At 42.9% G+C, this 20,048-nt stretch carries 32 protein-coding genes and 2 pseudogenes; 1 reads left to right on the plus strand and 33 read right to left on the minus strand.

Features of this window, described 5'->3' with window-relative positions; translation table 11 throughout:
- The 7 genes and pseudogenes from E0H79_RS15050 to E0H79_RS15390 form a co-directional block, all read right to left on the minus strand.
- Positions 1 to 403: pseudogene (locus E0H79_RS15050) on the minus strand (ORF6N domain-containing protein); the annotation flags it as partial.
- Positions 404 to 439: 36 nt separating this feature from the next.
- A complete protein-coding gene (locus E0H79_RS15055) occupies positions 440 to 3,775 on the minus strand; it encodes a tape measure protein (RefSeq protein WP_131262068.1) in 3,336 nt (1,111 codons plus the stop codon).
- 65 nt (positions 3,776 to 3,840) lie between these two features.
- The gene (locus tag E0H79_RS15060; RefSeq protein ID WP_131262069.1) at positions 3,841 to 4,188 is read right to left on the minus strand and encodes a hypothetical protein; all 348 of its coding nucleotides are present in this window, start codon (positions 4,186 to 4,188) and stop codon (positions 3,841 to 3,843) included.
- 78 nt (positions 4,189 to 4,266) lie between these two features.
- Positions 4,267 to 4,593, minus strand: coding sequence for a DUF4236 domain-containing protein (locus tag E0H79_RS15065; RefSeq protein ID WP_131262070.1), 327 nt, complete (start codon positions 4,591 to 4,593; stop codon positions 4,267 to 4,269).
- A gap of 9 nt (positions 4,594 to 4,602) precedes the next feature.
- Positions 4,603 to 4,740, minus strand: coding sequence for a YHYH domain-containing protein (locus E0H79_RS15625; protein ID WP_416224539.1), 138 nt, complete (start codon positions 4,738 to 4,740; stop codon positions 4,603 to 4,605).
- Between the two features lie 78 nt (positions 4,741 to 4,818).
- Entirely contained in the window at positions 4,819 to 5,658 is an 840-nt protein-coding gene (locus E0H79_RS15075) for a KilA-N domain-containing protein (RefSeq protein WP_131262071.1), read from the minus strand.
- A 79-nt stretch (positions 5,659 to 5,737) separates the two neighbouring features.
- Positions 5,738 to 5,893: a ribbon-helix-helix domain-containing protein gene (locus E0H79_RS15390; protein ID WP_165492561.1), complete on the minus strand. Its 156-nt coding sequence runs from the start codon at positions 5,891 to 5,893 to the stop codon at positions 5,738 to 5,740.
- Positions 5,894 to 6,009: 116 nt separating this feature from the next.
- Between E0H79_RS15390 and E0H79_RS15080 the strand changes: the two genes are divergently transcribed.
- On the plus strand, positions 6,010 to 6,267 hold the full coding sequence (locus E0H79_RS15080) for an Arc family DNA-binding protein (protein WP_131262072.1): 258 nt from the start codon (positions 6,010 to 6,012) through the stop codon (positions 6,265 to 6,267).
- A gap of 12 nt (positions 6,268 to 6,279) precedes the next feature.
- On the opposite strand, the gene E0H79_RS15610 is transcribed toward E0H79_RS15080, so the two are convergent.
- The 26 genes and pseudogenes from E0H79_RS15610 to E0H79_RS15405 all read right to left on the minus strand — a co-directional run.
- Positions 6,280 to 6,405 carry a hypothetical protein gene (locus E0H79_RS15610; protein WP_323052927.1) on the minus strand — a complete coding sequence of 42 codons (126 nt, stop codon included), beginning with the start codon at positions 6,403 to 6,405 and terminating at the stop codon, positions 6,280 to 6,282.
- 113 nt (positions 6,406 to 6,518) lie between these two features.
- Complete coding sequence (locus E0H79_RS15090) at positions 6,519 to 6,926, minus strand: phage tail assembly chaperone family protein, TAC (RefSeq protein ID WP_131262074.1); 408 nt, start codon at positions 6,924 to 6,926, stop codon at positions 6,519 to 6,521.
- Complete coding sequence (locus E0H79_RS15095; protein ID WP_131262075.1) at positions 6,926 to 7,396, minus strand: phage tail tube protein; 471 nt, start codon at positions 7,394 to 7,396, stop codon at positions 6,926 to 6,928. The genes E0H79_RS15090 and E0H79_RS15095 overlap by 1 nt, the downstream gene beginning before the upstream one ends.
- An 86-nt stretch (positions 7,397 to 7,482) precedes the next feature.
- Positions 7,483 to 7,758, minus strand: coding sequence for a hypothetical protein (locus E0H79_RS15100; RefSeq protein ID WP_005103723.1), 276 nt, complete (start codon positions 7,756 to 7,758; stop codon positions 7,483 to 7,485).
- Between the two features lie 2 nt (positions 7,759 to 7,760).
- On the minus strand, positions 7,761 to 8,288 hold the full coding sequence (locus E0H79_RS15105) for a Rha family transcriptional regulator (protein WP_131262076.1): 528 nt from the start codon (positions 8,286 to 8,288) through the stop codon (positions 7,761 to 7,763).
- A 157-nt stretch (positions 8,289 to 8,445) separates the two neighbouring features.
- Positions 8,446 to 8,646 carry a hypothetical protein gene (locus E0H79_RS15110; RefSeq protein ID WP_131262077.1) on the minus strand — a complete coding sequence of 67 codons (201 nt, stop codon included), beginning with the start codon at positions 8,644 to 8,646 and terminating at the stop codon, positions 8,446 to 8,448.
- Between the two features lie 9 nt (positions 8,647 to 8,655).
- Positions 8,656 to 9,027 carry a DUF3168 domain-containing protein gene (locus E0H79_RS15115; RefSeq protein WP_131262078.1) on the minus strand — a complete coding sequence of 124 codons (372 nt, stop codon included), beginning with the start codon at positions 9,025 to 9,027 and terminating at the stop codon, positions 8,656 to 8,658.
- Positions 9,024 to 9,482 carry an HK97-gp10 family putative phage morphogenesis protein gene (locus tag E0H79_RS15120; RefSeq protein ID WP_131262079.1) on the minus strand — a complete coding sequence of 153 codons (459 nt, stop codon included), beginning with the start codon at positions 9,480 to 9,482 and terminating at the stop codon, positions 9,024 to 9,026. The genes E0H79_RS15115 and E0H79_RS15120 overlap by 4 nt, the downstream gene beginning before the upstream one ends.
- Positions 9,483 to 9,485: 3 nt before the next feature.
- Positions 9,486 to 9,815, minus strand: coding sequence for a phage head closure protein (locus tag E0H79_RS15125; RefSeq protein ID WP_131262080.1), 330 nt, complete (start codon positions 9,813 to 9,815; stop codon positions 9,486 to 9,488).
- Between the two features lie 10 nt (positions 9,816 to 9,825).
- Complete coding sequence (locus tag E0H79_RS15570; protein WP_265937125.1) at positions 9,826 to 9,957, minus strand: hypothetical protein; 132 nt, start codon at positions 9,955 to 9,957, stop codon at positions 9,826 to 9,828.
- 9 nt (positions 9,958 to 9,966) lie between these two features.
- Positions 9,967 to 10,257: a head-tail connector protein gene (locus E0H79_RS15130; RefSeq protein ID WP_131262081.1), complete on the minus strand. Its 291-nt coding sequence runs from the start codon at positions 10,255 to 10,257 to the stop codon at positions 9,967 to 9,969.
- Complete coding sequence (locus E0H79_RS15135) at positions 10,254 to 11,687, minus strand: phage portal protein (RefSeq protein WP_131262082.1); 1,434 nt, start codon at positions 11,685 to 11,687, stop codon at positions 10,254 to 10,256. Before E0H79_RS15135 ends, E0H79_RS15130 begins: the two co-directional genes overlap by 4 nt.
- A 10-nt stretch (positions 11,688 to 11,697) precedes the next feature.
- Positions 11,698 to 11,865, minus strand: coding sequence for a hypothetical protein (locus E0H79_RS15395; protein ID WP_165492562.1), 168 nt, complete (start codon positions 11,863 to 11,865; stop codon positions 11,698 to 11,700).
- An 82-nt stretch (positions 11,866 to 11,947) separates the two neighbouring features.
- Positions 11,948 to 13,288 carry a phage major capsid protein gene (locus E0H79_RS15140; protein ID WP_131262083.1) on the minus strand — a complete coding sequence of 447 codons (1,341 nt, stop codon included), beginning with the start codon at positions 13,286 to 13,288 and terminating at the stop codon, positions 11,948 to 11,950.
- Entirely contained in the window at positions 13,285 to 13,893 is a 609-nt protein-coding gene (locus E0H79_RS15145) for an HK97 family phage prohead protease (RefSeq protein WP_131262084.1), read from the minus strand. Before E0H79_RS15145 ends, E0H79_RS15140 begins: the two co-directional genes overlap by 4 nt.
- Positions 13,894 to 13,934: 41 nt before the next feature.
- Positions 13,935 to 15,602 carry a terminase large subunit gene (locus tag E0H79_RS15150; RefSeq protein ID WP_131262085.1) on the minus strand — a complete coding sequence of 556 codons (1,668 nt, stop codon included), beginning with the start codon at positions 15,600 to 15,602 and terminating at the stop codon, positions 13,935 to 13,937.
- 8 nt (positions 15,603 to 15,610) lie between these two features.
- Positions 15,611 to 16,081 carry a terminase small subunit gene (locus tag E0H79_RS15155; RefSeq protein WP_131262086.1) on the minus strand — a complete coding sequence of 157 codons (471 nt, stop codon included), beginning with the start codon at positions 16,079 to 16,081 and terminating at the stop codon, positions 15,611 to 15,613.
- A gap of 106 nt (positions 16,082 to 16,187) precedes the next feature.
- Positions 16,188 to 16,880, minus strand: a complete 693-nt coding sequence (locus tag E0H79_RS15630; RefSeq protein WP_131262087.1) for an HNH endonuclease — start codon at positions 16,878 to 16,880, stop codon at positions 16,188 to 16,190.
- Positions 16,881 to 16,970: 90 nt separating this feature from the next.
- A complete protein-coding gene (locus E0H79_RS15165) occupies positions 16,971 to 17,309 on the minus strand; it encodes an HNH endonuclease (protein WP_131262088.1) in 339 nt (112 codons plus the stop codon).
- Positions 17,233 to 17,526, minus strand: a complete 294-nt coding sequence (locus E0H79_RS15170; RefSeq protein ID WP_131262089.1) for a hypothetical protein — start codon at positions 17,524 to 17,526, stop codon at positions 17,233 to 17,235. The genes E0H79_RS15165 and E0H79_RS15170 overlap by 77 nt, the downstream gene beginning before the upstream one ends.
- 2 nt (positions 17,527 to 17,528) lie before the next feature.
- Positions 17,529 to 17,732, minus strand: a complete 204-nt coding sequence (locus E0H79_RS15175) for a hypothetical protein (protein ID WP_131262090.1) — start codon at positions 17,730 to 17,732, stop codon at positions 17,529 to 17,531.
- A gap of 48 nt (positions 17,733 to 17,780) precedes the next feature.
- Positions 17,781 to 18,290, minus strand: coding sequence for a hypothetical protein (locus E0H79_RS15180; RefSeq protein WP_131262091.1), 510 nt, complete (start codon positions 18,288 to 18,290; stop codon positions 17,781 to 17,783).
- Positions 18,290 to 18,562: a hypothetical protein gene (locus E0H79_RS15545; RefSeq protein ID WP_131262092.1), complete on the minus strand. Its 273-nt coding sequence runs from the start codon at positions 18,560 to 18,562 to the stop codon at positions 18,290 to 18,292. The genes E0H79_RS15180 and E0H79_RS15545 overlap by 1 nt, the downstream gene beginning before the upstream one ends.
- 409 nt (positions 18,563 to 18,971) lie before the next feature.
- Positions 18,972 to 19,382: an antiterminator Q family protein gene (locus tag E0H79_RS15190; protein ID WP_131262093.1), complete on the minus strand. Its 411-nt coding sequence runs from the start codon at positions 19,380 to 19,382 to the stop codon at positions 18,972 to 18,974.
- A 106-nt stretch (positions 19,383 to 19,488) separates the two neighbouring features.
- On the minus strand, positions 19,489 to 19,827 hold the full coding sequence (locus E0H79_RS15195; protein WP_131262094.1) for a DUF1064 domain-containing protein: 339 nt from the start codon (positions 19,825 to 19,827) through the stop codon (positions 19,489 to 19,491).
- A pseudogene (locus E0H79_RS15405) lies at positions 19,824 to 20,048 on the minus strand (hypothetical protein); the annotation flags it as partial. The gene E0H79_RS15195 and the pseudogene E0H79_RS15405, both read right to left, overlap by 4 nt.

Genomic DNA, 20,048 nt, shown 5'->3' on the forward strand with positions numbered 1-20,048 from the left:
TGATGTAACGACCACGCTCGGTAATCTCAACGGCTCGACCACCTTCGCTGCTCTCAATAAAAGCAAAACCGACTCTAAGGTCGGCTATGGTGTCTGTTGTATCAAGAATGATGTAGTCATCATCGATCATATCGGGGATGTTTCTTTTCACTTGTCGCAGTGGAATACCCCACTGTTTACGCAAATTTGCATAGAGCATGTGAAACATATCGCCCAATGCTTTACGCATCTGCACATAGTTAAAACTTAAAACTTGGCGAGGTGCATCACGAAGTGGATAGCGCAATTCAGTGCTATCAAAAGATTCATGCACTTCTGTCATCCACTCTAGGCGCTCAGTAGAATCAAGCAGAGGGCAATTTGCTAATACATGCACCTCACCGTATTTGGTTTGCATTTTCATTTTGTCCTCATAAAAATAAAACCCACCGAAGTGGGCTTAAATTTTGCTGCGATTACGCTTCATGTGGTAAAGAACAGCATCCTCAAAATCTTTAGAATACTTATAGTTCTTTGCCTCATCTTCGTCTTTAACCATGATGACCGAAAGCTTGTTGTCAATTGGTCTGTTCTGCCCGCCAGTTTGTACTTGGCTTAAATAGTTGGTCAAATCTCTGTTTTGACTTGGGTTCAAAACACGCTCACCTTTATTTAACAGCCATGTACCTTCCTCTGGAATATTGTTAATACCGTCGTGGGCCATACCTGTTAAACCAACTGATTTAATGCTTGCGGCCTGAGCAACCTGCAAAGCTGCTGCAGCTGCGCCCATAGCAGGTGCAATATAAGGACCAATTAAAGGAATAGCCGAAACAGCATTGACTGTATTTGAGTATGTTGCAGGAATATTTATCAATGCTTGAGCGACTGCAAAAGCTTTCTGTGCAGCAAACATTGCGGCATAAGCACTAGAGTTCTCATCAACAAGCGCCATAAAACCACCAAGCATAGACTCCATATAGGACGCTGAATATTTAGTTTGCAGCATCAGTTTGTCTTGCTGATATTTCTCCTCACTAATCAAGTCAAGCTCGCGCATCTTGTCCAAAACTTCAAACTGCTTAACCAGTGGGCTTTCTTCAAAACCCATCACGCCGCGGTAATCGCTGATTGCTTGGTCACGCTCGTTGGATTGCTCAAAGTTTTGCTGTGAAACGGCTTGTTGAAGTAAAGCCTCTTTCATCTCAGGCGAATAACTAGCAGTGTTTAGAATTTCTTCACGCACCAATGCATAGTATTCACGAGCGTAGTCGCCTGCGGTCATCCAATGGCGTTTGGTTTCGAGCAATTCTTTGGATTGGTTGATTTGCAGCATCTTACGCTCAGTTGCATATTGCTCATCAAGCGCTTGAAGTTTTGCCTCTCGAATTTCATCTGCAAGCCGTACATCGTTTTCAAGAATCTCACGGTCCATTTCGTAAGCATATTCAAGCTTCTTCTCTTCAGACCACTTGTATTGATTGATCTCAAGATTTAGATTTTTGAAATATGCTGCATTTTCAGCCGCAAATCTTTTCTCCACGAGTGCCAAATATTTGGCTTGCTCTGCACTAGAAAATCCTGCGCTTCGAACCAAATCAAGTTGCTCTTTTTCATCCCAAATTAGGTTTTGATAGTCGGAAGCATAAGCCTTGGATATTTGCTCTCGATTGCGTTGCTGCTCTTCTAAAGCTCTGTTTTGATCGCGCAGAGCCTTTGTTTCCTCTCTTACAGCAGCGGTTCTATTTCTTGAGCGCACTGCCGACGTGGCATGGATTTTATTGTATGCCTCAACGGTTTTATTGAGTTGACTTTGCTCACGATGTTTAAAAAGAATTGCTTTAGTATCTTCTTTGCTCAACTTTCCATTCTTGACGGTTTGCTCAGCTAAATCGGCAGCAACCTTTGGGTCGTACCCTTTATCAATTAATCTACGGGTTGCCCCTGCTATCACTCCAGCTTGTCTTGCTTTTTCTGCAAAATCGGAAAGTGCATTGGTTGCATTACGGATACCACCTGCTGCAGCATCCCCACCGTTAGCGACACCATATAAGGTTGATTCAAGTTGCGCGATTAAACTATTTTGCTTACCCGCCTCATCGCCCGCAGTTTTGACAGACCCAGCAAACAAATTAAATTCATCTTTCGCTTGCTGAGTGATGTTTTTATTACTGTTAATCGAGCGGCTAAAATCCTCAAGCGTTATTGCGCCTGACTTGTATTGCAAAGTAAGGGCAGATACTTCTCTAGCCTGCTCTCTTGTCATGTCGCTATGTCGGGCGAGTTTTAAGCTGTATGAAACAAGTTTAGAGGCAGCGTTATCATATTCATCATTCAGCGCTGCGAGTTGTTCTTTTTCAACAACCAATTGTTCGCGCTGCTTGACCTCACCAAGCTCTTTGTACTTTTGGACTGCATCCGCTATGGTTTGATTGTTTGCACGTAAAGACTCGGTTGACTTATCTGTGTTATCACGCATAAGTAAATAGCTTGCTGCAACAGTTGCTACTGTCAAACCTAAACCAATTGGACCACCAAGAATTCCAATTGCTGCACGTCCTGCACCTGCGGTCGCAGTACTTGCTGCTGCAGAACGTGCTTGTGCTGCTGTCAATTGTGCTTCAGCTGCAGCTAAATCACGAGTAACAATGGCTTCATATTTTTTCAGCTCTGCCATGCGAGTCAGCGTTTTTTGACGACCAATGGCATTCATTTGTGCTTTTAAGCGTTCAATCTCAAGTGCTTTTTCAGCTGCAATGGATGCTAAGGTTTGCTGCGTATTAATCACTTGTGCTTCAGCTTGCGCCAAATGTGCTGCTGCAGCTGCACGTTCAGCATTGATGGCTGCATATTGCACGGTTGTCTGCTCGATCAATTGACGTGACTTTTGATAGCCTGCAACGGTGGACTTTACTACAACGGGAATATAAGTCCCTGCAACATAGGCAGCCATTACACCACCTGCCGCAGTAACAGTTTGCAGATTGTCAGCCAAGATGCTTAGTGCGCCAGCCATCTTGCTTGTCACACCATAAGTGACGTTAATCTCACCAACAAATGCACTGAATGAATTGCGCACCTTTTGTAAACCATCGGCAAGGCTGTTTTCCATGTTATCTGCCAATGCTTGGTTTGCATCTTTAGTCACTTCAAGCGTTGTTAATAGATCGCTTAATGCAATTTTCCCTGTAGCACCTAATTGTCGAATTTCAGCTTCGGTTTTTCCTGTCACCTTCGCCATATCAGCAATAATATTGTCTGCTGCTGAAACAATGCTAATCCATGCGTCTGCATCAATCTTGCCTTTCGCCATGGATTTATTCAGGGCATCCATCGCGCTTTGTGCTTGGTCTGCACGCGCAGCATTCGCAACAAACGCATAAGATAGCGAATCCGCAACATTCAGCGTTTCTTCTGTAGTTTTGCCCAGTGACTTCATGCCGCCTGCAAGCGACAAATACACTTCTTGCGCTTCGCTAAGGGAGCGATATGTGCCGTTGGCTGTTTCAAGTAAACGCTTCTGAACCATGTCATATTCGGCGGTATCAGCGGTGGCGTTTCGGATACGCGCAGCCATCTGTGTGTATTCATCTGCCATATTGATTACAGAGCCAACCGTCAAGCCAGCCAATGCAGCAGCACCCAGCCCTGCAATGGCTTTTGAGGCAGATGATACGCTAGATTCAATTCGCTTAGTTTCGCGTTGTGCAGTATCACCTGCCTTTTTCATAGGCTCAGTAAAGTTGCCAATCTTAGCGATTAAATTTAAAGTTAATGTTCCAAGTTTGGTTCTCATATAAACCTCTGGGCAATAAAAAACCCCGCATTTAGCGGGGTGTTGTGTGTTTATTTGTGGCTTATCTAGTATTTATTTGCATAACTTACGCAATGCTCTTTCCAGATTTTTTCAAATTCAGCAGGTGAAATATCCCCTTGGATAATAACAATTGCATCGCTTGGTGCAATGTATCGCTTATATCCAGTGTATGCCCCAAATGAGTTCTTTGCATTCACCTCGCCACAGTATGAAACTTCATTTCTAAACTCAGCTGAACGCGCATCTTTTAATTGATTTTGGACTCGCTCATGCCCAAAACGATTAACTTTAATTTCGGTCATTTCCGCTTTTGCTTTAGCTTTTTCCACCTCTGATTTGCCGCAACCTACCAAGCTTAAGCCCACAATCACTAAAACTAATAACTTTTTCACACCCAACCCCAAATTTATAATTTAGAACAAGATACTAATTTTTCGCATAAAAAGAAACCTCCCGAAGGAGGCTTGCTTTTAACTAAGTAACCACACAGCAATTATTAGAACTACAAAAACCACAACTGCTGAGATTATCCATTCTGACTTCGGGTATCCAAGAAAGTTATCAGGATTACTAAAGTCTGGTTGTCGCTTTATGGTTGGTGCTGACTTTTTATGTGGCTTATAGGAAGAATAAGATAGCCCCGTACCCGGTGCACTTACCGTAGTTCTAGTTCCTTTCTTGCCTAAGCTTACGCGCGCCCCCTTCCCACCAACTGAAACGCTACTTACGCCTTTCTTACCCACGTTAAGACGAACGCCTGGAGCAATCTTAAAGCTCTTTCTAAAATTAAAACCCATACCTCCCTCTTAATGACAGTGTCTAGTTCCTGTTTTCTTCTCATTGTGACAACCGTTTTTATCCGTGCGCCCACCATGAGAATAAGCAGCTGTCGCAAAGCAGGTTATTAAAATCAGCAATATAACTTTTTTCACAATTATCTCCACTTTTATAATATGAATAATAGTTATAGCTGACTTTGTGTATTTTTCAAGCAAAAACCACCCCGTAGGGTGGTCTTGTTATTAGTTGCTATTTCGCTCTCTTAAGAAATGCCGACCCACTCGCAGCGTATCAGTACCATAAAGCAGATCCAAAACACTATCGAATCGCTTAGTAAATTCCGCAATATCCATGGTTGGATAAAAGCCCGGCGGTAGTGGCATTGCAGTCAATACACCATTACGGGCGCTCACATGCCAAGAGTCATACCGCGAGTTATTAAATTCATTGCTGATCTGTTGGGCCACATGGATAACTTCTTGAGGATAAGGTAGAGCTTTAACTTCCTGCTTTTCAGCTCTTTGCTTTACTTCCATTTCAAGCAAGTATTTGACAGCATCATCAAAATGAATAGCCAATAACTCATGATAAGAATTAATTTTGAAATGGCGGTTGTGTCGTGTCCAGACCTGTGCACGTAAACCCTGATTGCCGTTTACCTTGTGGTCAACGATTTTGTGCAGTGTGTCTTTTTGCTCAGGCGTAATTACTTGGCGTGAATTGACTTTGGTTTGCATAACCATTGCGTCATAAGCGCGAATCACCATCAAATGGAATTTTGCTGAAATCCACATTGCGTATGAGTAAACCATTTCCTTGACTGCATATGTACCGCGGTTATTACCACCATTGATCACTTTTACAGCACTTCTCATATCTGAGAACTGCTCTATTTCATTTATTAACTCTTGCGTTTGCTCAACTCGTAAAAAGTTTGATGGCTTATGCTTAGCTAGATTTCCACTAGCCTTGTGTAAGTCAGCAAGTGAGTAGCGACCCTCCTCATCCTGACGAATAGAGAAATCACCAATAACCAACGGTTGAGTATTTGGATTTACTAGATTTTGTGTTAAATTAGACATGTGTTTTATATCCTTTGTGATGGCGACTGAACCTTGCGAAATGTGGTAGTGGAGCAAGGTTTTTTTGTGCCTGTTGATTTCATGCTTTCGCACTCTTGTGTTTTTCGATCAATAATTTAACTGCTTCATTCATAAGATAAACGATTGATCTTTTATCCTCTTTAGCAATCAGCTTAAGCTCTTTGTGTAGTTCGCTATCTAGGCGACCTTTCACATAAACAAATTCTTCTTTCATACTACCTCCTATTTATGCCACAGTTTGTGGCGTTTAATAACTATAGCCACACTTTGTGGTAATGTAAATACCTATTGCGAAATATTTACCACAATTTGTGGCATTGAGGTTTTTAGATGAGTAATCAAGCTGATCACACTATAGTTAGGTTGCGTGTACCGCCTGAGCTAAAACAAAAAATTGAAGCGTCAGCCGAGAAAAACAATCGCTCTCAAAGTGCTGAGATGGTTGCCCGCCTTGAGCAAAGCTTTGAGCCTGAAATACAGGTACATGAAACTTTAGAATTTAAATTAATGATGCAATCGTACCTTGATCAAGCAGAGCAAATTAAGGAGCTTAAAACAATGCTTGAGCAATTTTTAAAGAAAGGCTGACCGCAATCAGCCTTACTCGCCACCGTACGTTTGCATCATGTATTCCTCAAGCGACAATTCCTGTGGCTGATCTTCGTGCGGCATAAATGACTGTGCTTTCACATCCTTAGCGCCTTTTGAGCTCAAGTATGTGGCCATCAGATTCCCAATGGCTTGTTCAATGCGACGACCAATAAAAAGCGAGCCTCGTTTTTTTCGATAGACTCGCCACTTTGCCAATTCAGAAATACTAATATTTCTCTTGGCTTCTTCTATTGTGCATCCGCCGATTCCGTTGACGACGAGTTCGCACCAGAATTCATCTTCTTCAAATGTTTCATCTGCTGCTTTCCCACAAAGTCGTTCACATCATCGCTAGCACGATGCAATGCATCCATAATTTGCGGTACTGATTTTCCGACTTCATCAAGACTGGCAAATAACGGCTGCTGCGTGTCTTTATTGTAGATCGTTGCAAGGATGCGCATCTTTACCAAGTCAGCCATGAGTAGCTTGTCAAGGTTTTTGCCGCGTGTGATACCTACAGATTCGTCATAACTAAGGCGCTTAACAAGCACATCAGATGAAAAATCCTCACCATCAATTGTAAAATCGACCTGCTTTTTAACAAGTTGAGCAGTGCTTCCTGTTGAAAAGCTTAAAATATCTACTTTCTTCATTATGGAGTCACCACTCGTGGAGTTGTTACAACTGCTGAAGTACGAACAAGTGTGAACGTATAGCCAACCAATGCATCTTGTTCAATTGTTGGTGCGGCTGGGTTGATATAGCCCTCAAATGACCACCAAATACGATCTTCAGGTAGTTCGATACCTGCAATGGCTTCATAGGTTGGTGGTGCCTTAGAGTGGCTTGAACCAACATACCACTGTACTTTTTCCCCTGAATCGGCAAGCTCAATTAGTTTCAAATGACTTGTGTTTTCATCATCAAGATCAATTTGAAGTGAGCCTTCGCCCGGATCACGAAGACCGCGTTCATAGTCTTTTGTATCTGAGTCTAAGCAAGTCGAATCAATCTTTGAGAACGAGTCCTCGCCGAATGAAAATGCTTTCGGGCAAGTGAAACGAACCACTGCGCCATCTACTACCGCAAATACTTGTGTACCTTGCGCTTTAACATGTGCCATGAGTAGCTACTCCCTTTTTTGGCATAAAAAAAGCCACCGACTGGTGGCATTGGTTTGGAAATAATTAACCCCGCACTTGGCGGGGTTTAATGTTTGTTGGAATCTATGGTTTCACCCTGTATGCCTTTGCATAGTTTTAGGATGCTTTCGGCATGCAGTGTGATGTGTCGATGGTTTGGCTTGGTTCGCTCAATATCAATTCCAATCAATATGGCTGCTTCAATATTTTTCTGCCAATCACCCGTGTCTGGTACTGGCTCTATTGAGCAAAACACATAGCTATCATCACCAATATTAATATCAGCATAATTTTCTTCGTCTGTGCTTGGTCGACACTCTGCAACCACGTAAGCAATATTCATGATTACGCCCCACTTGCAAATGGTAGCGATGGCTGCAATTCTCTTTCTAATTGCGCTATTTCATAATCAAGTGGGTGCTTTTCATGTTTCCACACGTTCATGTCTCTAGCTGAGCAACTAACTTGCTGTTTGCGATTTTCGCGATAACCAACAATATGGTTATATCTAGCCCATTTAGATTGGAAGGTTTGAGTTATTTGGTTTGACATCCACTCAAATGCATCAATAAATGATTCTTTGATAGCATCGGCTTTTTCACCACTAAACCCCATGACAAGAAACATGAAGCCACGTTCTGTCATTTGATAAAAGCCCGTATTTCTTTTCGTATTACCTATCTGTTTGTTTTCTAAGGTAAACGCAAAATTGCGCTCACGGAATTTCTGCGAGCACTTCATATTTTTAATTGCTCGAAGCACATCGGAGTGTCGTTTTTTAAATGCCTCTGCTACTGCATAACTGGTTGTCTTTGGCTCACCATTTTCATTTGATACCATGGCGCGTAAATTTAATGTTGTCATCATGTTCATAAGATTTCCTCTTATATGCTCATGTTCAAAAAAAGAAACTGGCAGGCACGTTGAACATGGAAACGTGCTTTTCGAACCGTCGCTCTAGCCAGTGGTTTGCCTGAAAACAGGCATAAAAAAACCGCCCAATAAGGACGGTTTGATTAAGGGTTAAGATTTATTTATCTTTAATCATGTGATCTGGTGGCTTTGGTGGTTCTGCCCAAACAGTTGAGTCAGCAGGCTGAAGGCTCCATCCAGAACATTCTCGGAAAGTATTGTGTTCAGCATCATAGATAAGAATTGATGGGCCATTAGTCCACACATAACACTCTTGATCATGTTTCGGTTTTTCGTCACCTATTGTTTTCCATTCCATCTTTAATTCCTATCTGTCTAAAAACCAATTCGCATCAAAGCCGCGACCGAAAATATTAGTATCAGCAATGCGCTCAAAATGGTTCGGGTGAATATTGGTGACATAGCAATGTGGCTCTAAAGCCTTTCGTATTGCTGCACGAATATCTGATGCTCTTTTCTGCTGGGTGTCGTAAACCACAATCTGGAATGACACATGATCAGTATTAGCTGGGCAATCCAGATGGTTTTCAGGATTGGCTGTGACCACCGACCAGACCGCATAGGGATATCGTGTTTTGTGTGGTGCAATATCCTCATACACCCTTAAAGGATTGCTGCCAAGTAATGCTGTGACCGCTGAAGCTAATCTCAGTGTCGGAACTACGGGTAAAATGTTCATAACTTGGCGAGTTCCTTGTCGATTTCTTTATTGAAGTTTTCAGCAAAGCTATTGGTTACGGCTTGGATGTTGTTTTGCAGTGCTGGCCGCATGAATGGCGTTGGTGGAAAATGTGAAGCCCCGAACTCTATCCAACGCCAGTGTCGCGTATCACCACCTGGTGTTTTAGGCGGATTTGGATTAGAGAATGACGCACCACCACGAACACCGACCCGCATTACCACTTCATTTGGGTTTCGTGTTTTACCTGCAGCAATCGCAATATTTTTCCAAATTTTCTCGGCTGTCTGCGGATCATCTATTGCTTTTGCGCCTGATCGAGCCGCATCACGAACAATTGCCATCGCTTTACGGGCAGAACGCCTTGCAGCATTCTTCATCAAGCGAGGATTGCCAAGTCTTTTAAGCTTTTCCTGAACTTCACCCAAACCTTCAATATTGAATTCTACTGACATGGCTTACTCCACTAACGACAACTCCAGCGTCATATAAATTCGACCGTTTTCATTGTCGGGTTTAGGTGGCGAAACAATCTGGAAAGTCTGACCATCAAATAAAACGCGCATACTAGAGTCAATATCATCACGTTTGCGCAGTTTTAATCGAGCTGTCGTTTCCGATCCTGCAGCTTTGGCGTTTATCGAATCTTTTACTGAAAGGAATTCTAATTTACCCCAAAGCTTTTTGTATTCAGTCCAAGCTTCGGTTTCATAGTTGTATTCATCATAGGTTGTGGTTTTATGCTGAATCGTTACACGGTGGCATAGTTCGCCTGCACGTTGGGCCATGTTATACCCCCTACGGTTTTTGTGGTGGTGCTTTTGGCTCACCAACTACTTTCTTCTTATGGCAAGGCTGATATCCACCACCTAAACGCACATTCTTACAGGCCCAGCACTGGCAGCCCATTAATTTCTTTAGCCACTTCATAAAACCACCTCAAATCGCTGTAGGCTTACGATATGGATAAAGCAGACTTTGCACAGGCATTGGCAGAAAGTTACCGTTTACTGGTGCTTCCTGCTCAGCATTGCGGTACTGGTCCCAATATCCACACAACAATAAAATCGCCTGATGAATTGCTTTGGGGTAATCAGGTTCAAGCTCATCAGTGATGTAATTCAACACCACCGAATCTGCCGCATCCAAATACCCCTGAAGCATCGCGTCGTTTGAATCGTCGTCATAGCGCAAATGTTCCTTTAGGGTCTCAAGACTTACAATACTCATTCTTCACCCCATTTTTTCTGCGCTAATTTGAAGCTTTCATGGCTAAACTCGCCTGAATGATCCTTTTCACAGTGCCATAGAGAACCTTTATGCGTCACGAACTGACCTGATTTATACTTATTTTCAGCCTTAAAAACGCCTTTATATTGGCTTTTTTGGTCTGAATTATCGACATTTTGAGGTGTATTTGATGTAGATTTTCCGAATGGATCGTCCTGCGCATCACGCTTGGCAAGTGCTGCAAGTGAGAAGTTTTGCTGTTGAATCATTGGTGAGTCGCCACCTTCAACTGGTAAATACCCAAGTCTTGCACGCCCTTCGTTTGGTGCAATTAAGCCTGCACCAACACCATCTTTTAAGTGAGCCATCAATGATGTTGAATCCATGCGGATTAACACATCTAAATCCAAAAACGCTTCAACACCACTTGCTTTAAGTTGCAAGCCGTCGTCCAGTAAGTTTTCGCGCGATTCAATATAGCTCTGCAAACAATCCGAATAATAAATTTCGTTATGTTCTGACACTTTTCCATTTGGTACCTGAGCCAATCCAATCTTGAAAGGTGGCACATGAAAAACCGAACAGATGATTTTGGCTGTCATTTCTAATTGCTCGATTAGCTGAGCGTCAATTGCTGAAATTGAGATTGCCTGAAAAGTCATTCCGTCGCCGAGTACCGCTGTTTTACCCACGTTTGCACCCGAGTAATTTGCATTCCATCGGCTTTGCAGCTCTTCCGCTTTTTCTCTAGGGATCGCCCCTGGTGCAGTCAACACACCTGCAGGTCGGCTGTTGTTTCTAAAAAGGCTGCGAGAGTGTTTTTGAATCTCAATACCTTGCCCTGCAGCCAGTGCGCATGCCGTAATCGGGGAAAGCCCAACCAAAGGATGGTAAAAACAGTTGATACGGTCGTGAATAATTTCAGATGCAGGCACGATTACTGGGTCAGTTTGATTTAACCGATCTTGCCCGAGTTGATAAAACACATTTCCGTTATCATCAATCAGTGGCTTGCATAAATCAGGATTAAGGACAACCAACTCCGTGACTTCACCAAAAATATCACGACGCTTTAACACATAAGTGTTGCCACGTAAGAGCAATGAAGTCGTCCAGTGTTCGCTGAATTGCTGCCAAATTTGAAAGCGGTTTGGTTTATTGAGCACCCGAAATTTGCTCGGTATTTCTGTGCGAACCAAAACGCCTTTTTGCTGCTTTTTTAATTGGATTGGCATTTTACCAATGTCTTGAGAGATAAGGGAAACGCAAGTAAATACCGCATGGTGTGCAGTCATGTCTTCACGCGTTAATTCATCATTCTTTTGCCAAGCGCCTGAATATGGCTCTTGCACAAACAAAGACGTCCACCCTTGGTTTGAATGGACACTTTGCAGTGATTTTTTTCGGAAAAGTCTGTCAAAAATGCCCATCTAAACCGCCTTATTCTTGCTCAGTAGTAACTGTTTTGGTCTTGCGAGTTGTCTTTTTAGGTTCTTCGTAAGCTTCCGCCACGCCTGTTTTGATCAAAATATTTGCTTCAAAGTCGGTTACTTCAAGCACATCACCAACATTGGCGTTGTGCATAACCTTTAAATATTTAACTTTCATAGACTGTTCCTATAGCTAAACAATTGTGATGCTTAGATATAAAAACAGCCCCGATTAAGGAGCTGTTTTTTGGTGACTTTAATTAGCCGCCAGTTGGTGTGTAATCCAAGAATGCTGCAGCAATCGGACGACGTTTTGCCCAGGTGATGAATTTCTCAACACGTACCGCAAATTTGTTTTCTTGCCATAAGTGGTGAGTCGTACCACCATCGACCAGAGTGGCTTGATCAGAGTAAGACACATCTACACCGCCATCCTGAGCAAGCAGGATTTCAGAAGTTTTAACAAGAATAATCTTGTCGCCTACCGCCTGCGATGTGATGACTGGAATACCCATTAATGTACGAGTGCCGCGAAGCGCCATGCCTGCGAAATAGCTATTGCCAAGCGCATCACGTAGCAAGCTAATTTGTGCAGCACGTGTTTCAGACATTAAGAAGTACGCACCATCAAGCGATAAATTTGCTGCAACAAACGTATTGATCAAAGCAAGAAGGTCGGCTTCGTACGCTGCTGCAGTTGTACCTGTATTTGGAGTGGCTGTTACCCCATTTAGAACACCTGCTGGACGCGTAGTTGATGCAGCCGCCGCATCAAGGAAGGTGTTATCAATAAGCGTTTTTGATGCTTCGATAAGATCATCACGTACTAAAACGTCTACCGCTGGATCAGAACGTCGCATTAATTCCTGCGTATAAACAGTAATCGCTGCAAGCTTGTGTTCTTTAATTTCCACTTCGCCATAGGTCGGGTTGGTTAATGGCTTAGCCGCACCTTCACCCACCCAAGCAGCAGTGCCACCTGTTAATTGGCTTGGGATTTTTGAGTTAAACGGTACTGCACGGAACCCATTCAATTGTTCAAATACGGTTGCTGCACGAAGCATTTCAACGAATTCACCGACCAAGCGGTTTTCTTGCACCAATGCAGACGCAAAGCCAACGTCGGTTGTGGTACCTAGTGTGGCTTTTGTCACTAAGTCCTGAACTTCGTCACCAAAGCCCATTTGCTTAGCCATATCTACTGGCGAAACGAAGTTGCCATTTTTAGCAGCCAATTGTGAGCATAATTTCGCACGTGCGTATTGCGCGAAGCCAATACCTTTAGCCAGTTTTACCACTTCAATTTTTGGCTGCTTGCCTTCTGAATCAGGTTCACCTGCAGCAGATTTTTTAGCATCATCTTCGCTTTGGCCAGCAGCTGGGGTTGCAGTTTTTGCAGCAGCTTCAGTGGCAGCGATTTGTTTCTTAACGCGAGCAATATTCTTTTCGATTGCAGCAATATCGGCTTCAATAACTTGAATAGACTTTTCAGTGTCTTCATCTGGTGTTTGACCTGCATCAAGAGATTTGGTCATAAGACCTTGCAGCTCAATGTTTTTTGCAGCAAGTGCGTCAAGTAATTGTTTTAAATACTTGTTCATAGTTTTACTCCACCCTTTGTTGGGCAATTCAATTTAACGGTTACGTGTTTTTTCTCTGCCGAATCGCCAGCAGTGGGTTTTTCTACTTTCGTTTTTGGCAGCTCGTCACCAGGCGCGGATTTTTCTTGCTGCTCGAAAGATTTAGAAATCGTTTTAATTTCGGTAATGGATGCTTCTGCATTTGCAGGTACGGTTACAGCCGATAGCTCAAACCACTCCCATTCTTTAAAATGCAACCCCCATGAGCGCGGGATGTCTTCAACTGTGATGCCTCGGAATCCGATTGAAAGACCTTTGACTAAACCTGACTTAATGGACTGCCAAGCCTCATCAATGCGGTCCTTCAGCTTGCCTTCCTCTTCAATCTTGGCAATTTGGACAGTCACTTCGATGCCTTTATCTGTGACAACTGCCTCAGTCACTTCACCAATCGGTTGTGAGTGCATGTGTTGCCAAAGGAAAGGAATAGGCAAAGCAAACTTCGCACCTTGCGGGTCCACAATATCGTCGGAACGATCAGGGCTTGGTGTTGATGCAATCCCTTTAATGATTCGCTGTTCAGCATCAAAGGATTTGACCTGCAGCAAGCTGTAAGCCTTTTTCATGTAGGCTTCTCCTTAAAATGAAAAACCCACATAAGTGGGCATTAAATAAAGTGAATTTCGTAATCTTTTTCGGAGACATCGGGATTCATCGACATTAAGGCCACCGCGTTAAACGTGGCAATCAATGGGTCAATCTTCCCGACACCTGATTCCTGTTTGCTGATCATCATGCCGTTACCCTTAACCACTGCACGTGCATTACCCACACACCATGTCATCAGTCCTTGACCAGCGTGATACAGGTTACCCTCGGCAAGCTTCCGTTCGGTTGTTAAGATGTAGGACATGAGCTTAAATCCCTGTTGAACTGCAATGAGCCTATCTTCAGGAATGCCTGCATCAAGTAAGCCATCTAAGAGACCACCTAGACCCAGTGGATCCAGTCCAATTTTGTCGAGCTTGCCAGAGTCGAAGCATTTCTTTGCAATGGCCGCCAACTGGTCGATGTCATCTCCAATACGTTCAACAATGGTCAGACTGCCTTCCTTTTCATAATCAGCATATTTTGGTGCATTCTCTTTGCGTCTTTCGACTGCGGTTTTATTGCACCAAGCATGATTCCATAACCACCATTTACGACTTTTTGCATGCCGACCAAGTACAGCGAATCCAAGCAAGTCATCAAGGCCACCACCATCAATCCCGCAGGTAATAACGTCTGATTGCTCAATCAACTTATCTAAGGTGAATTTTTTAGATTGCTGTAACCAATATTCAGCACCAGCCCAGCGGTTGGCGCGAAGATTAATACCAATCTCAACATTCAGGCGCTTGGCTAGAAAGTCTCTAAAGTCGGATTCCTCACCATCACGCGACTGCTCAAAATCATCTTCAAGCTGAACCGGATCGACTGAGGTGCCATAGTTTGGGTTTGGGATGTGGAAGTTTTCTTTTTTAAGATGCTCCCCATCCTCAATCATCTGCTTTGGGAACTCGTAAATCAGAGGTAGAAACTTATTGTTCTGTTTAATCCCATCACGAATATCACGGGCATAATCTAATTTTTGCTTAAATACGCCGCACGGCTGCTCATTGGCCTGAGTTGTCAGGTAGATAATGCAGCCTTCTGGGCGTGATGCCAGACCACCGGTCGCTTCACGAAACATGCTGGCCGCACCTGCATTCTTTTGAAACAAGTGCAACTCGTCAATCAGAATCCATGAAGCCTTTTTACCACCTACTGTATTTGATTCAGCAGCAACCACCTTAAGAGTGGCCTTGGTTGATCGATGTGTGATTGTTTTGGTGTGCTCTGAAATATTAAGCAATGCGCTTAATTCTTCATCCGCTTTAATTGCATCCCGAATTGGAATAAAACTATTGTCCGCGACCTCTTTTGTGGGCGCGAGAATAATCAACTCAGCAGATCCGCGGTCATTCATGATCAATGCTGTCAGCATAATGAATGCTGCCAGTGTTGACTTTGAGTTCTTCTTTGGAATTAAAAGGAAAAATTCACGGATTAAGCGCCGGCTCTCATCTTCACTATAAGCACCAAAGATTGAGGCCACGAATTCAAATACCCAAGGCCGGGTAATTTCACCCATAGTTGGCTGGCCAATCACATCAGTCACAATCAGACTCTTAAAAACATCCAATGCCATTTCCGCTTCTTCTGGAAATAGTGGCTTGCATGGCATGAGTGACTGCCCTTTTACAATCTTTTGCTCCCAATCGGGACACGCTGTGGACCAATTGAGTGATGTCATACTTCAACCTAACTGTAATTTGCTTTTCTTGCTGATCGAGTAGCGTATTTACCACCGCCAGTTGCAGCAGCCTTGGCATCATCTGCCTGAGATTCTTTTTTACCTTTTTCAGCAACTTTACCGTGGACATAAGGCAGTGCTGCTTTTGCCGCATCCAACCGAAGCTTCATGTCTTCAACTGGATCACTAAAAATGCTGATTAGAAATTCAAGCGGATCGGGTTTAGCACCTGCGTTCGCAACATCAATTCGAGTGACTATAGGTCTCTCTATATTTTTTTCAGCATTAACATCGTGCTTAACATGACCATTTGCATTCAATCGCTCAATGTATGCAACCACATCGGGGTCTTTCAGCATTCTTGAGCCTGCTTGAGATGCAGTCTTTTCAGGGCATCCAGCGAAAATTGCAGCTTGCTTATTATCCATTCCATCAAGGTGGGCATGAGCAAACTTCTTCTTTTTTTCTGTTAAAGCCATACACCCTCCTTTAACATATTTGTGAAATGGGAAATTTTTTTATAAGTGAGAGGGGGCGTGGTCTAGAATACCTAACGACTCCAAACAATTAACCACCCCCCACACCTCAAGCGAGAACCTTGTCACCTTTCTCACTATTGCATCTTCTACAAGCACATCTCAGATTTGATTCGACATGCATGCCACCTTTACTTAATGGAACAACATGATCGACCTCTGGCGCATTGGCCTCATAGGTACCACGTAGCTTTGATGGTGTATTGATACCACATAAATAGCACGTCCAATTATCTCTAGTGAGAATATGGATAGGATCAATAGATTCCACGACTGCAGCCTTCCTCTTTAAGGCATCCCGTCTTGCTCTCTTCGCCCTGTATCTCAGGGTTGTTCTTTCGTTCTTGTTCTCGCAGTTAGGTGAACAATATCTCTTAAGCTTGCCTTGATATGGAGCCTCACAGAGTGCATTGCATACCACGCAAAATGAAACCCGAATGTGAGCTTCAGCTATCACTGTGAATAACCTTCGCTGCTCTTTGGATTTATCCGCTATGTGTTTAACTCTACAGATTGATGAGCAATACTTTGACTGGCCTTGCTTGGTTGTAAAGTCTTTGTCACAACTGATGCATTGCTTGATGTTAACTGTCTTCTTGGCTTGATACTTATTCTTGTCTCTACATTGCTGTGAACAACAGGTAGATGTTTTGCGCTTCGGGGTAAATGAGTTATTGCATACCACGCATGCGATTAATGGTTTACTACATACATTAAAGTGTGCAGAATTATCAGCGGTCATGTTTATCTCCAGCAAGATAAATGTGATCAGAAGCCCTTTAAGATTGCCGTCTTTTAGGGCTTTGTTTTATCTAATAATTATACCAAAAAATCATTTAAATATCTGTTTTTCTTCACGTTGTTTTACAGATGAGTGACATGAAGCGCATAGTGATTGCCACTTACTTTTATCCCAGAAAAGTGCCTGATCACCCTTATGTGGGATGATATGATCGACTACTGTTGCCACAGTCACACGATTGTTTCTCTCGCAGTAAACACATAGTGGATTTAATGACAAGAAGCGCTCTCTTGCTTTTTGCCACTTATAGCCATAACCGCGTTGGGTGGACGACTTGCTATCACGCCATGAATCACTGACCTGCTTGATTGGCCTTGGTGCCTTCGGTGTCATCGCTTGTAGTTTGCTTTGCAGTCTGGGTAGCTTCATCACTAATCTCTATAACAACATTGCCGTACAGAACTTCAGTCTCAACATCTTCGCGCTTATGATTGATAACAAACTTGCCGTCAACCTTCTTGAATCGCTTGATGCATCCCTCTTCCTCATCAGCAACAACCACATCCCGAACATACTCACCATTAAGCTTGACTTTAACCTTGCCGAGTAGTCCGCGCTCTATAGCTTCATCAACAGTTAGTTTCATAATCACCCATCCAAATACTGTGACTTAGGTTTCTCATCCTCATCATCACCTTCAATCTGAATCAATAGCTCATTGATCTGAGCATTCTGTTCATTGTTGATCTGGATGACTTGGACCACTTGGTTTATTAGTTGGTTGTTCTGTTCGATTAGCTTTAGAAGTAAGTCGTTCGATGCATAACCGCATTCTTTCTCTTGATCGCTCATATTGTTCTTTCATCCATTTGCGTCTTTCTTCACAGCCTTGGCATGTCATCACTTCATCTCCAACGCATACATCAAATCATCAGGTGTATGTAGATAGCACCCATGTTTATTACAGAATGCATGTATGTCATTTAGGTATTCAGTGAACTGCTCAACACTTGCATCAGTCGTTGTGATTAATTCATTCAGCCCATCTGCCACTTGCTGATACGTCGGGTGCTTTTGATCTTTCAAAACCTTTACCGCTGCAAACGTCTTTCTGTATTGGCCGACATCATCACGATGATAAATACGCGCTAAGAATTGCTTTTTAAAGAACAAATGCTCTGTATCTTTATCTGTGCCTTGATGCTTCGCCCATTGAGCAACCCACATCCAATAGAGTCTATTCTGCGCCTTGCTTCGATCTTCCTGCTTCTGATCTATACGCACCACCAAAGGCTTGCCATCACTCAAAGCATCCGCATGATGTCTGTGCATATAAGCAATGGCTCGACCCACTTCTTCAAACGACTTGATAACAAAACATGCAGGTTCGAGTTTGACTTTCGCATTCATCAAAACACCTCACCACCTTTTCGCATCATCAACTCAGTCTTAACCAACCACTGATCAAACATCGCTTCACTCTCTGCCCGATTACCCAATTGGAATGTATCGAACTGGAAATGGCATGAATGACATAGCGGCACTGTGAACTGATCTGAACTTTTGATCGATCTACCCTTACCATGCTTGGCTGAATTACTGTGAGCCGCTTGTGAATTTGGATTGCCACACCTTACACACGGAAGCTTACGAATCTCGGCCAGTCGCTTAGGACTTCGCATTGAGTTGCTTCTCTATGTTATAAATCTGCCTGCCAATCTTCTTTAATTCAGCACCACAGTCTTGTTTGAATGCATGGCTTGAAAAGAGGAAGCAGAATAATTGTTTTAAGAATCGGAGCATCACAATCTCCTAAAAATAATCTGGATGGCGGCATTCAATTTAAACCACTCCGAATAAATGGAATCCGCCAAAACCATGTTGTTCGCACCTGATTAGTCGAAATTAAACTAAAGCTTTCATATCATCACCACTTGGTTGATTTATTTTATGCATAAAAAAAGCCCACCTTTCGATGAGCCTTTACGGTAATTATCAGTCTTTCCTGATTGTCATTTGCTAATCACAAGTTGGGCAATGCGTATAACTTCGTCCAACTTAACACAAATTTAAACGAAGTGTGCTGCACTGTCAATAGGGCAAATTCTCAATCACACCATCAAGGTACGAAAGCCCTTTGTCAATCTCAGCACGTACCTTTGCTTTACTGCAATCATGAGCATTTGCAATACTCAAGTACGACCAATTGTTTTCATAAAAAAGGATTAAAAACCAAGCTCTTTCCTGCATAAACTCCCGACTATCATTGTGCATTTTTGCTAACAACTTGCTAACTCGCACCGCTTCATAATCTTCAATCTCAACTGGAATTGACACCTTGCTCGCACGTATTCTTGTTTTGTCACTTTGGTCAATCAAGATAGCAAGTGGATTGGCTGACACGTTTGTTTTTACAGTTCTCACCCAAGCCCCGTATTGCTCAAGCCATTGGTGAGCTGAACGCTTGGACCAATCAATTTTTAACTCTGTCGCCGCATTCATCCCTATTCCCTCTTATTTCCCAAATATTCCCAACAAAACCTGCCCAATGATAAAAACCACCACCATGATCACCAATGCCTTATCTGCACTATTCATCCCTACCCCCCTAAATCTCTCTAATCTCTAAACCATGAACCGATTTCATTAAGTGTTTCTTTAAGCGATAAACTGGCAAATTCCGTGTCATCTTGCTTTTGACATCCTCAACTACCAACTGCCCTTTTTCTTGATATACAAAATCTGCGACATACTTGAGTGCTGGCTTGCGTCTTGGCTCACTTTCAAACTTGACCGACTCAGCCAAAATGAAAGCCTTTTGCAGCTCCAAGTTTTCAATTTCCCCTGCTCGTTCCAACAGTGACAAATCCCGATAACGCCTTGCTTCTTTCTGACTATCGAAAGTGATGCCGTTAAGCACCACTTTCTTGTTGTTGTATTTAGTCACTGGCAGCTCTCCACATCTGTAATGGCTTGTTTCACTCGAATCCAATATGGGTCTGAATAAGAGTCTGAAACCATATATTCATATTCAGCCATTTCTACACCACCCAACTTTTCAACCAATTCATGCGACTCTACAAGGCGTTTTAGGCTCTCATGCATTTCTATCGTTCTAATAATGCCATTCTCAAGAAATTGCTTTACCGATCTCAAACCCACTGCTTT

Source organism: Acinetobacter sp. ANC 5045 (assembly GCF_004331005.1).
Classification (GTDB): domain Bacteria; phylum Pseudomonadota; class Gammaproteobacteria; order Pseudomonadales; family Moraxellaceae; genus Acinetobacter; species Acinetobacter towneri.